We start from the raw sequence: 11,131 nt of genomic DNA, 5'->3' as shown, positions 1-11,131 counted from the left end.
GCCGAAGCACTCAAGCAACTACTCTCACGACCAACAGAAACAGGTGTTGCAACCACCACCTGAATCCACCCAGCGACCCTGTCGCTCGTTGCGGACGCAACCATCGGCTGCGGGCTCCGCACGCACCGGACGGGAGGCTCGTGGTCAGGCCGCCACGAGCCTCCCGTCCGCCGTGTGCCGGCCCTGGATCCGCGCGACGAGTGCGCAGAAAAGCCGGCTCCCGGGTCGAGTGCGTCGCCACGTCTGCGCACTCGGCCGGGCGGTTGGTCGGCCGACGCGCCGAGTGCGCAGAAGGTGCGAACCGGAACGCGCACCAGCCGCCACTACCGCGCACTCGACGCCGGACGGGAGGCCCGTGACCAGTCGGTCACGGGCCTCCCGTCCGGCGTCCTGCCAGCCCACCGCACCACGCGACGAGTGCGCAGAAACGGCGGCTCGCGAGGCGGAGTGGGCGCCGTTTCTGCGCACTCGATGCGCCCGTCGGGGCGCGCACGCCGGGGCGCGCACGCCGGGGCGCGCCCGCGCGCCGCCGCACGCCGAGCGCGGCGCGCTCAGCGCGCGACGACCGCCTCGTGGGCCGACTCGTGCGCTGCCCACGCCTCGGCGAGGAGCTCGTACGAGCGCACACGGTCGGCGTGCTCGTGCGTGATCGTCGTGACGAGGAGCTCGTCCGCTCCCGTCACCCGGCGCAGTGTCTCGAGCCGCGAGACCACCTCCGACGGCGCGCCGACGAACCGGGTCGCCAGCCGGTCCCCGACCGAGGAGGCGACCTCGGCGTCGAGCACCGCCCCGTCGGACGGCGACGGGTACGCGATCGCTCCGACTCCCGAGCGGATCGAGTGCACCCAGGCCGCGTACCCGGAGCCGAGGCGCGCGGCCTCGGCATCGGTGTCCGCGACGACGACGTCCGCGGACACGACCACGTGCGGCGCCGGCAGGACCCCGGGCCGGAACGCCGAACGGTAGGCCTCCACCGACGCCAGGACCGTGCCGGGCGACGTGTGGTAGTTCGCGCCGTAGGGCAACCCGAGCACGCCGGCGATCCGCGCGCTCTCCCCGCCGGTCGACCCGTGCACCCAGAGTTCGACGTCGGCCCCGGCCGCCGGGGTCGCGTCGACGACCGAACCGCCGTACGCGCCGCCGGGCTCGTACGTGCCCGCGAGGAAGGCCCGGAGGAGCGACACCTCGTCCTCGAACGCGTCGACGTCGCCGGGGACGCGCCCGAGCAACGTCCCCTGCAGGGCGAACCGGCTGTTCGGCGCGATCCGGAAGTCGAACGGCGCGGGGACGAGGAGCCCGTCCACGAGCTCGTCGGACCGCGGCGCGAGCGACGGCGGTTTCGGGGTCCCTGGTGCCGGAGCACCCGACCGGCCGAGCCCGAGGTCGAAGCGCGGGCCGTACAGCCCCGTGAGCGTGCCGAACGTCTCGGCTATCTGCAGCGCGCGCTGGTTCCCGACGAGGGTGGCGGCGCTGCCGACACGGATCGTGGACGTCGCCGCGGCGATCGCCCCGATCACGACGTTCGGTGCGCTGCCGGCCACACCGGGGTTGAGGTGGTGTTCGGCGAGCCAGTACCTGGCGTACCCGGCACGTTCGGTGCGCTGCGCGAGGTCGACGGTGTTGCGGAGCGCCTCGGCGGGGGTCGAGCCGGCGCTGACCGGGACGAGGTCGAGGACGGCGAGGGGTGTGGTCACGATGCGTCCTTCCAGGCGCCGGTGAGCTGGTCGAGTCGGGTGTCCGCCCCGTACGCGATGCCGTGCACGTCCTTCGCGGTGGCGATGATGCTCGTGAGTTCGTGGACGGGGACGAAGTCGGCCTGGGACGCGATGCGCTCCTGGATCTCGGCGAAGGTCGCGTCGCGGTCGGTGGGCGAGGACTGCGAGAGCTCCTTCTGGAAGAGGGCGTCGAGCGTGGCGTCGGACGCGCCGATCGACTGGGCGCCGCTGCTCGAGAACTTCGAGCGGAGGACGTCGCCGTCCGCGCGCGAGTTGTTGTCCCACGCGAGGTCCCAGTCACCGCTGCCGAGGTTCGCGAGGTACTGCGGGACGGTGCCGCTCTCGAGCGTGAGCCCGACGCCGACCTTCTCGAGCTCCTGCTGGATGAGCTCCAGCGACGTCTGGTTCGGACCGAAGTTCGTGATCCAGATCAGCTTGAGCTGCAGCTTCTGGCCGTCCTTCGCGCGGATGCCGTCCGAGCCCTTCACCCAGCCGGCGTCGGTGAGCGCGGCTGACGCTGCCTTCGGGTCGTACCGGAGCGACGACGACGTGTCGGTGGACCCGGGCGTCGTCGAACCGAGCACGGACGTCGCGACCTTGAAGAGGGAGTTGAGCGAGGTGTCCCTGACGGTCTTCGGGTCGACCGCCTGCGCGATCGCCTTGCGGACCGCGACGTCGGCCACGAGCGGCCGCTCCTGGTTGAAGGTCAGCCCGAACACCTGCCCGGGGTTCGCCCGCGTGACCAGGTCGAACTGGGTCTTCAGCGAGTCCGTGTCGCTCGGCTGGACGCTGCTGATCGCGTCCAACTGACCGGACTGCAGGCTGCCGGAGCGGACGCTCGCCTCGGGGACGACCTGGAACGTCACCTTCGACAGGTGTGCCGCCCCGGCGTTCGTCCGTGCGGCCGGACCCCAGTCGTACCCCTTGCGCTTGGTGAGGACGGTCGACGTGTTCTTCGTGTAGGAGCTGAGCGTGAACGGCCCGGTCCCGACGACCTCGGACCCGGTCGACCGGTCGTCGAACGGCACCTTCGTGGTGCCCGGGGAGACGATCCCGAGTGCGACGGACGACGTGGCGTTCGGGAAGGCGGCGTTCGGCTGGTCGAAGTCGACCTCGACGGTGTCGTCGTCGACGACCTTCGTCCCGCTGTAGCCGGAGAAGGACGACGCGGCGGTGCTCGCGGCCCCTGCTGCGGCGATGTCGTCGAAGGTGTCCTTCACGGCGGTCGCGTCGAACCGGGTGCCGTCCGAGAACGTGACGCCGGAACGCAGGTCGAACGTGAAGCGCGTGGCGTCGTCGTTCGCGGTGTACTTCGTCGCCAGCCATGGCCTGAGGGACCCGTCCGACGGGTCCTGCCAGAGCAGCGAGTCGACGAGCTGCCGCGTGATCGCGAGCGTGTCGTTCCCAGCGCCGGTGCCGGAGGGGTTCAGCGAGATCGGGTCGTTCGCGATCGCGTAGGTCAGGTCGCCGCCGTCCACCGGCTTCGAGGACGACGAGGAGGACGCCGTGCTGCCCGACGAGCAGCCGGCCATGACGAGGGCCGCCGCGGTGCCGGCCGCGATCGCGGCCACCAGTCGGTACGGGGTTCGTGCGGTGGTCATCGTGCTCCTTCGGGGGTGACGACGTCGATGACGCCGGCGACGTCGGTGACGCCGAGATCGGGTGCAACGCGCCGGGATCGACCGGGGATCGCGTCGAGCAGCGCAGGCGTGTAGTCGTGCTGCGGGTCGTGCAGGACCTGGGCGACGTCACCGTGCTCCACCACGTGGCCGCCACGGAGGACGGACACCTCGTGCGCGATGCGACGGACGACGGCCAGGTCGTGCGAGATGAACAGGTACGAGACGCCGAGCCGTTCCTGCAGCTCGGCGAGCAGGTCGAGGACCTGGGCCTGGACCGACACGTCGAGCGCCGAGACCGGTTCGTCGAGGACGACGAACGACGGGTCGAGCGCCAGCGCACGGGCGATCGCCACGCGCTGCCGCTGTCCGCCGGACAGCTCGCCCGCCCGTCGTCGGAGCACCGAGGCGGGCAGGGCGACGAGGTCGACGAGTTCGCGCGCGCGGGCGGACCGGGTCCGGCGGGAACCGATGCCGAACGCGGCGAGCGGATCGGCGACGACGGACTCGACGGACAGCCGCGGGTGCAGCGCGGCGTACGGGTTCTGCTGGACGATCTGCGCCCGGCGCCGGAACGCGCGGAGCGCTGCACCCCGTCGCCCGACGGGCTCACCGTCGAACAGCACGGTGCCCTCGTCGCGCCGTTCCAGGCCGAGCAGCAGTCGCGCGGTCGTCGACTTCCCCGAGCCGGACTCGCCCACCAGCGCGAGCGTGCGCCCACGGGGTACGGACACGTCGACGCCGTCGACGGCGGTGACGTGCCCGAAGGTCTTCCGCAGCCCCGTCGCGACCACCAGGTGGTCGATGGGTCCGGCATCGCCGGTCGGGAGGCTCGGCTCGGCCCGGGCGGTCACGGTCACGTCGTCGAGACTCGGCGCAGCGGCGATGAGGGCTCGGGTGTACGGCTCGCGTGGGGAGCCGAGCACCTCGTCGGGCGTTCCCTGCTCGACGATGCGTCCCTCGGAGAGCACCACGATCCGGTCCGCCCGGTCCGCGGCCACCCCGAGGTCGTGGGTGATGAAGAGGACGCTGGTCCCTCGCTCGGCGACGAGCCGGTCCAGGTGGTCGAGGATCGTCCGCTGCACGGTGACGTCGAGGGCGCTCGTCGGTTCGTCCGCGACGAGGAGCTCCGGGTCCCCGATCAGGGCGATCGCGATGAGCACCCGCTGGCGCATCCCGCCCGAGAGCTCGTGCGGGTACTGCCGTGCGCGGAGTTCCGGACGGTCGATCCCCGCACGGCGGAGCTCCTCGACCGCGCGCGCAGCAGCCTCGGCCCCGGTGGCGATGCCGTGGATCGCGAGGACCTCGGCGACCTGGGTGCCGACGCGCGTGACGGGGTTGAGCGACACGGTCGGGTCCTGCGGCACGAAGCCGACGCGCAGCCCACGGACGCCGCGCACGTCGGCGTCGGTCGCGGTCACCAGGTCCAGGTCTCCGGAACCGGCGCCGGCCCCGGCGAGCCGCACCGAGCCTCCCGTCAGGGTCGCCGCGGCTGGGAGGAGCCGGAGGACGGCCTGCGCCGTCGTCGACTTGCCCGAACCGGACTCGCCGACGATCGCGACGCGCTCCCCACGTCCCACGTCGAGGGAGATCCCGTGGAGCGTCGTGCGCCGGGACGCGCCGTGACCGTGGTCGACGGACAGGTCCCTGATGGTGAGCAGGCTCATCGGACGGCCTTCCGTTCGGTGTCGAGCGCTCGGGCGACCCGGTTGCCGGCGAGGACCGTCACCGCGATGACGAGACCGGGGATCGTGGTGAGCCACCACGAGGTCGCGATGAAGTCGCGGCCGGTGGCGACGAGGGAACCCCACTCCGGTGCCGGCGGCTGTGCGCCGTAGCCGAGGAAGCTCAGGCTCGAGACGGCGAGGATCGCGGTCCCGGATTCCAGTGCGGCGAGGACGATGACCGGCCCGGCCGCGTTCGGCAGCACGTGCACGGCGAGCACCCGCCACCAGCGGTTGCCTCCGGCCGCCGCGGCTTCGACGTACTGCGCGGTGCGGACCCTGACCACCTCGGAGCGCATGATGCGGGCGATCGTGGCGATGCTCGCGACGCCGACGGCCACCGCGACGTTTGCTGTGCCGAAGCCGAGCACCGTCACGATCGTGAGCGAGAGCAACAGGCTCGGGATCGCGAGCAGGACGTCCGCGATCCGCATGAGCACGGCGTCGACCACCCCGCCGACGAACCCGGCGACGAGCCCGACGAGCGACCCGCCGACGAGGCCGATGACGATCGCGAGCACCGCCGCCTGCAGCGTCAGCGCGGTGCCGTGCACGACGCGGGCGTACAGGTCACGGCCGAGCTGGTCGGTGCCGAACCAGTGCGCGGCGCCCGGAGCGGTGAGCTTCGCGGCGGGGTCGGCAGCGAGGGGGTCGTGGGAGGTGAGGGCTCCCGGGAGGAACGCGGCGAGGACGACGAGCGCCAGCCAGACGAGCGCGACGGTCAGCGTGGGCCGCGCGACGAGCACACGGAGCGCCGTCCCGCGACCGGGGACCCGGTCGCTGAGGACGACCGCCCGGCCACCGATCGCGAGCCGCGTGGTCTCGGTCATGCGAGGACCCCCTGGGGTGCTGGTTCACCGGTCGGTTCCCGGAGCTTCCTGCGGCTGCCCGCCACGACGACGCGCGGGTCGAGGAGCGGGTAGACGAGGTCGACGACGAGGTTGACGACGACGAAGACCGCTGCGGCGAAGAGGACGATGCCCTGGACGACGGGGATGTCCTGCTGCTGGACCGCGGTCGCGGTGACCCGGCCGAGGCCCGGCCGGGAGAACACCGTCTCGGTCACGACGGTGCCGGAGAACAGCTGCCCGACGATGAGTCCCGTGACGGTGAGGGCAGGCAGCGCGGCGTTCTTCAGGGCGTGCCGGAGCTGCACCCGCCACCGGCCGGCGCCCTTCGCGTACGCGGTGTCGACGTACGGCTCGCGCAGGGTCTGGACGAGCGACTTCGACAGCAGCTGCGCGATCGTCGCGCCGGTCGGCAGCGCGAGGGTGACGGCCGGCAGCACGACGGACGCCGGTCCCTCGCCGCCGAACGCCGGGAACAGGTGCAGGCCGAACGAGAACCACTGCACCAGGAGCAGCGCGAACCAGAACCCCGGGACGGCGACGCCGACCGGGGGCAGCTGGAGCAGGAACTGTCCGAGTGCACGGTTCCTGGTCCAGGTCGCGAGGACGGCGAGCCCGCCGCCGAACACGATCGCCAGGACGAGCCCGGTCAGCGCGATCTGTGCCGTGGGCAGGATCGCCTCGCCGATGACGTCGGCGACCGGGCGACCACTGCCGATCGACCGGCCGAGGTCGCCGGTGAACAGCGCGCCGAGGTGCTGCACGTACTGCACGAGGACGGGCTGGTCGAGTCCGTACCGGTGTCGCAGCGCGTCGAGCTGGGCCGCGGTGACGTCGGTCGCGTCAGGGCCCACGAGGATCCGGGCGGGGTCGCTCGGCAGGACGTAGAGGACGAAGAACGAGATCGTCCAGGCCGCCCACAGCACGAGCACGGCCTGGCCGACGCGGGACAGGACGTACCGGGTCATGCGGTGACCGCCGCCGCTGCTCGTGTCGGTGCCGGGACCCAGCCGAGTTCGGGGGCGACGTGCTCGACGACGTCGGCGACGATCTGCTCGTACTCGTCGGCGGCGAACTCGTAGGGCAGCTCGATGCGGAACTCGTCGACCTCGGCGAGGGTGGCGTCGTGCACGAGCTGCTCGACGATCTGCTCCGACGTGCCGACCAGGTCCGCGGAGAACAGGGTGCGACGGGGCCCCTGCGGCGCGGTCTGCCGAGCGAGCCGGGAGTCGCGCCACACGGCGTACCGCTCGCGCGACGCCCGGTCGGCGGAGTCCGTCGGGACCAGGCAGCGTCCCCATGCGACGCGGGGCTCGACGCCGTCGGGCAGCGCTGCCCGGTACGCCAGCAGCTGGTTCCGCTGGGCCGTGCCGTAGTCGTCGGTGCCCTCACCGGAGGTCAGGTTCCCGATGAGCAGGTTCAGGCCGCTGCGGCCGGCGAACTCCGCGGACCGGAGCGACCCGGCGCCGTACCAGACGCGGTCGGCGAGCCCGGGCGCGTACGGCTGCAGTCTGGGGCGCTGGACGTTCCCCGGGCTGGCGATGACGGTGTCGGCGTCGCCGAGGAACGACCCGTGCAGGTTCTCGACGAACCGGGTGACCCGGCCGTAGCCGAGGTCGAACGAGCGCCAGTCGCCGTCGAACACCAGGTCCCCGAGGAGGTCGGCGTGCGGGGTGCCGGTGGACAGCCCGACCTGGACCCTGCCGCCGGACAGCACGTCGGCGAGCGAGAAGTCCTCGGCGAGCCGGAACGGGCTCTCCCACCCGATCGGGACGACCGCGACACCGAGCTCGATGCTCCGCGTGCGCTGCGACGCCGCGGCGAGGAACACCGCGGCCGAGCCGATGCCGTGCTCGAGGTGCCGGTGCCGGACCCAGGCGCCGTCGACGCCGCGACGCTCGGCGGTCGCGAAGAGCTCCAGCGTCGACTCGAGCCCGGCTGCGGGGTCGTCGTCCGCGAAGTTGCCGGGGACCAGGATGGCGAGGCTGCCGATGCTCATGCGAGGACCGGTCGGCTCGTCGCGACACCGGGGAGCCCGAGGGTCTCGCGCAGGGTGGCTCCGTCCTCGTACGACGAGCGGTACACGCCACGTTCCTGCAGCAGCGGGACCACACGGTCGACGAAGTCGTCGAGCCCGTACGGGTTCGTGTGCGGCACGACGACGAACCCGTCCGTGGCGCGCTCTTGGACGTACCGGTCGATCTCCGCCGCGATGTGGGACGGCGTCCCGACGAACCCGCCGCGGGTCGACACCTCGATGACGAGGTCCCGGATGGACAGGCGCTCGGCCTCGGCACGGTCCCGCCAGCCCTGCACGAGCGCGGGGACGTCCCGGGTGTGACGTGCGCGACCACGGGTGATCGCGGCGCCCTCGAGGTCCGGCTCGACGTCGGGCAGCGGACCGTCCACGTCGTAGGCGGACAGGTCGCGGTTCCACACCTGCTCGAGGAACGCGATCGCCGTGGCCGGGCTGACCTGCGCCCGCCGGATCGCCCTCGCTCGTTCCTCGGCGTCCGCCGCGGTGTCGCCGAGGACGAAGGTCGCACCGGGCAGGATGAGCAGCGCGTCCCGCGAGCGGCCGACGCGTTCGAGCCGAGCGGCGATGTCCCGGGAGAAGCCCTGGGCGTCGGCGAACTCGGTGTGCAGCGAGAAGATCACGTCGGCGCGGCTCGCGGCGAGGTCCCGGCCCTCGTCGGAGTCGCCGGCCTGCACGACCACCGGATGCCCCTGGGGGCTGCGCGGGACCGGGAACGTGCCGGTGACGTCGAACTGTGGGCCGTGGTGGTCGACGTCGCGGATCCGGGACCGGTCGGCGAACCGTCCGGCAGCGCGGTCCGTGACGATCGCGTCGGATTGCCACGAGTCCCAGGCCTCCCGGGCGACGTCGACGAACTCGGCGGCCCGCGTGTACCGGTCCGCCGGGTCGAGGAAGCCGCCGCGGCGGAAGTTCGCGCCGTGGAACGCATCGGAGCTCGTGACGACGTTCCAGCCGGCGCGGCCACCGGTCAGGTGGTCGAGGGTCGCGAGCTGCTTCGCCAGTTCGACGGGCTCGTTGAACGTGGTCTGCAGCGTGCCGACGAGCCCGATGTGGTCGGTCACGCCGGCCAGCGCGGCGAGGATCGCGAGCGTGTTCGGTCGACCGACCACGTCGAGGTCGTGGATGCGGCCCTTCTGCTCGCGGAGCCGGAGCCCCTCGGCGAGGAACAGGAAGTCGAAGTACCCCCGCTCGGCGTTCCGCGCGAAGTGCTCGAACGACGAGAAGGCGATCTGGCTCTCGGCCCGGTCGTCGCTCCACACGGTGGTGTTGTTGACGCCGGGGAAGTGCGCGGCGAGGTGGACCTGACGCTTCGTGGTCATGCGAGGACCCCTTCGGTGGTCGGACGGGTGTGGCGGCTGACGGCCGGGGCGATCCCGAGCCGAGTGCGCAGGTCGACCGCCGGTCGGGAGGCGACGTCGGCCCGGAGTCCGGCCGTGACGAGCGCGGGGACGAGCTGCCGGGCGATCGCGGTGCTGTCCGTCGGGATGCGCAGCGGGCGCAGCCGCACCCCGGCGTAGCCGAGTTCGCGCAGTCCGGCGATCCGCGAGACCAGGTCCGGGACGGTGGTCGCCAGCACCGACGTGTCCGAGACGGACGGCGTCCCGGCCAGCTCGTCGAGAGCGGCGAGCTCGTCGGCGGCGGCAGCCGGCGACGAGCCGATGAGCACCGCGAGGTCCGCGAGGACCGGCCTGGGGGCGGTGGACCCAGCCGCCTGTTCGAGGTGACGGACCTCGGCGAGCAGTTCCCGGTCCTCCCGTCCGTCGAAGCCGGGCGTGACCAGCACGACGTCCGCGACGTCGACGGCCAGCGCTGCCGCGTCGGACCGGTGGGCCAGCGAGAAGACCGGCGGCCGACCCTGCGGCGACCGCGGGACGATCGACGCCCCGTGCACCGAGACGTGCTCCCCCACGAACTCCGCGTTGTGGATCCGGTCCCGGTCGATGAACCGGCCGGTCGTCACGTCGCGGATGATCGCGTCGTCGTCCCAGCTGTCCCAGAGGCGGTCGACGACCTCGGCCACCTCGCGCGCCTCGGCGAAGAGCTCCGCGACGGTCGCGTCGTCCGGCGTGGTGGGCAGGGACCTGCGCCCGAAGAGTGCGGCCTCCCGCGCCGTCGGGCTCACCTGGAGCCGCCAGCCGGCCCGTCCGAGCGACACGTGGTCGAGCGTCTGCAGGCCGGTCGCGACGTGGAACGGCTCGGTGTGCGTGACGCTCACGGTCGGTACCAGGCCGATCTGCCGGGTGGCGGGAGCGACGGCGGCGGCGATCAGCAGGGCGTCCAGGCGGCCGACGACGGTGGTCGTGTCCAGGTCGCCGTCCCGCTGGGGTCCGGCGGTGAAGGAGTCCTCGATGGTCACGGCGTCCACGCCGAGCCGGTCCTGCTCGACGACGACGTCGCGCCAGTGCCGGAGCGAGGTCAGCGACTCCGCGTCGGAGTCGGCGGCACGCCAGGCTGCCGGGTGCCACCCGGCACCCTGCAGCGCGGTGACGAGGGTGATGCGATCGGGCACGGTGGGCTCCGTCTCAGTGGGTGTGCGCGGGGGACGCTTCGGATCCGAACTTGAAGCCGAGGCGGCCGTGGGCGAAGCCGCCGCCGGCGCGGATCGCGGTCGCGACCCAAGCGGCCTCGGCGAGCTCGGCCTCGGTCGCGCCGGCCTGTACGGCACGCTGGGAGTGCGCGTCGATGCAGTAGACGCACTGCGTGGTGATGCCGACCGCGACGGCGATGAGCTCGCGGAACTTCAGCGGGATCGCGCGGTCCGCTGCCTGGAACACCGCACCGTCGAACTGTGCGAACGCGGCGAGGATGTCGGGCGTCTCGCGCTTGTAGACGGCGGTGTAGGTCTTGTCGTGCTCGCGGTCGAGGAAGTCGGTCATGGCTGCGACGCTATGGCGGCTCGCGCCGTTCAGCGACGGGTGTTGCGGTCCGTGACCGGGGGTTTCGTCACGTGACGTCGGGCGGCGGGGAGCGCGTCACGTGACGTCACGTGGACGCCCTGCACACACCCTGCTCTTCGAACCCGACTCGGAACGACAGCGTCGCTGTCGTACGACGTCGGTCTTGTCGCTCCTGCGCGCCCGCAACAGTTGCGCACGCGTGCCAGCGACAGAGTCGCTGTCGTACGACAGCTTGGGTTCATTCGGTGGTCGCAACACCTTGAGCGATTGGGGTGGTTGTGGTGGGTCGG

9 protein-coding genes are annotated in these 11,131 nt (G+C 72.6%); all 9 read right to left on the bottom strand.

Annotated features, from left to right (window positions below):
- Window positions 1-551 precede the first annotated feature (551 nt).
- From ACO0E1_RS18840 to ACO0E1_RS18800, 9 genes are read right to left on the bottom strand one after another with little or no spacing between them, the layout of a single operon-like run.
- A complete protein-coding gene (locus tag ACO0E1_RS18840) occupies window positions 552-1,694 on the bottom strand; it encodes an LLM class flavin-dependent oxidoreductase (RefSeq protein WP_422875568.1) in 1,143 nt (380 codons plus the stop codon).
- Window positions 1,691-3,316, bottom strand: a complete 1,626-nt coding sequence (locus ACO0E1_RS18835; protein ID WP_422875567.1) for an ABC transporter substrate-binding protein — start codon at window positions 3,314-3,316, stop codon at window positions 1,691-1,693. The genes ACO0E1_RS18840 and ACO0E1_RS18835 overlap by 4 nt, the downstream gene beginning before the upstream one ends.
- Window positions 3,313-5,001, bottom strand: a complete 1,689-nt coding sequence (locus ACO0E1_RS18830; protein WP_422875566.1) for a dipeptide ABC transporter ATP-binding protein — start codon at window positions 4,999-5,001, stop codon at window positions 3,313-3,315. The genes ACO0E1_RS18835 and ACO0E1_RS18830 overlap by 4 nt, the downstream gene beginning before the upstream one ends.
- Complete coding sequence (locus ACO0E1_RS18825) at window positions 4,998-5,888, bottom strand: ABC transporter permease (RefSeq protein WP_422875565.1); 891 nt, start codon at window positions 5,886-5,888, stop codon at window positions 4,998-5,000. Before ACO0E1_RS18825 ends, ACO0E1_RS18830 begins: the two co-directional genes overlap by 4 nt.
- Window positions 5,885-6,874, bottom strand: coding sequence for an ABC transporter permease (locus tag ACO0E1_RS18820; protein WP_422875564.1), 990 nt, complete (start codon window positions 6,872-6,874; stop codon window positions 5,885-5,887). The genes ACO0E1_RS18825 and ACO0E1_RS18820 overlap by 4 nt, the downstream gene beginning before the upstream one ends.
- Window positions 6,871-7,905 (bottom strand): LLM class flavin-dependent oxidoreductase, encoded by a 1,035-nt coding sequence (locus tag ACO0E1_RS18815; RefSeq protein WP_422875563.1) that lies wholly within the window; start codon window positions 7,903-7,905, stop codon window positions 6,871-6,873. The genes ACO0E1_RS18820 and ACO0E1_RS18815 overlap by 4 nt, the downstream gene beginning before the upstream one ends.
- Window positions 7,902-9,263, bottom strand: coding sequence for an NtaA/DmoA family FMN-dependent monooxygenase (locus ACO0E1_RS18810; protein WP_422875562.1), 1,362 nt, complete (start codon window positions 9,261-9,263; stop codon window positions 7,902-7,904). The genes ACO0E1_RS18815 and ACO0E1_RS18810 overlap by 4 nt, the downstream gene beginning before the upstream one ends.
- Entirely contained in the window at window positions 9,260-10,453 is a 1,194-nt protein-coding gene (locus ACO0E1_RS18805; RefSeq protein ID WP_422875561.1) for an LLM class flavin-dependent oxidoreductase, read from the bottom strand. Before ACO0E1_RS18805 ends, ACO0E1_RS18810 begins: the two co-directional genes overlap by 4 nt.
- A 13-nt stretch (window positions 10,454-10,466) precedes the next feature.
- The gene (locus tag ACO0E1_RS18800) at window positions 10,467-10,820 is read right to left on the bottom strand and encodes a carboxymuconolactone decarboxylase family protein (protein WP_420364482.1); all 354 of its coding nucleotides are present in this window, start codon (window positions 10,818-10,820) and stop codon (window positions 10,467-10,469) included.
- Between the last annotated feature and the right edge of the window lie 311 nt (window positions 10,821-11,131).

Source organism: Curtobacterium guangdongense (assembly GCF_049341845.1).
In the GTDB taxonomy this organism is placed as follows: domain Bacteria; phylum Actinomycetota; class Actinomycetes; order Actinomycetales; family Microbacteriaceae; genus Curtobacterium; species Curtobacterium guangdongense.
The sequence above is the reverse complement of the archived record's forward strand: the minus strand, read 5'-3'. Positions and strand labels throughout refer to the sequence as shown.

Coding starts and splice junctions, on each gene's coding strand:
- ACO0E1_RS18835 (WP_422875567.1), bottom strand. CDS start 3,316: ATGACCACCGCACGAACCCCGTACCGACTGGTGGCCGCGATCGCGGCC.
- ACO0E1_RS18830 (WP_422875566.1), bottom strand. CDS start 5,001: ATGAGCCTGCTCACCATCAGGGACCTGTCCGTCGACCACGGTCACGGC.
- ACO0E1_RS18825 (WP_422875565.1), bottom strand. CDS start 5,888: ATGACCGAGACCACGCGGCTCGCGATCGGTGGCCGGGCGGTCGTCCTC.
- ACO0E1_RS18820 (WP_422875564.1), bottom strand. CDS start 6,874: ATGACCCGGTACGTCCTGTCCCGCGTCGGCCAGGCCGTGCTCGTGCTG.
- ACO0E1_RS18815 (WP_422875563.1), bottom strand. CDS start 7,905: ATGAGCATCGGCAGCCTCGCCATCCTGGTCCCCGGCAACTTCGCGGAC.
- ACO0E1_RS18810 (WP_422875562.1), bottom strand. CDS start 9,263: ATGACCACGAAGCGTCAGGTCCACCTCGCCGCGCACTTCCCCGGCGTC.
- ACO0E1_RS18800 (WP_420364482.1), bottom strand. CDS start 10,820: ATGACCGACTTCCTCGACCGCGAGCACGACAAGACCTACACCGCCGTC.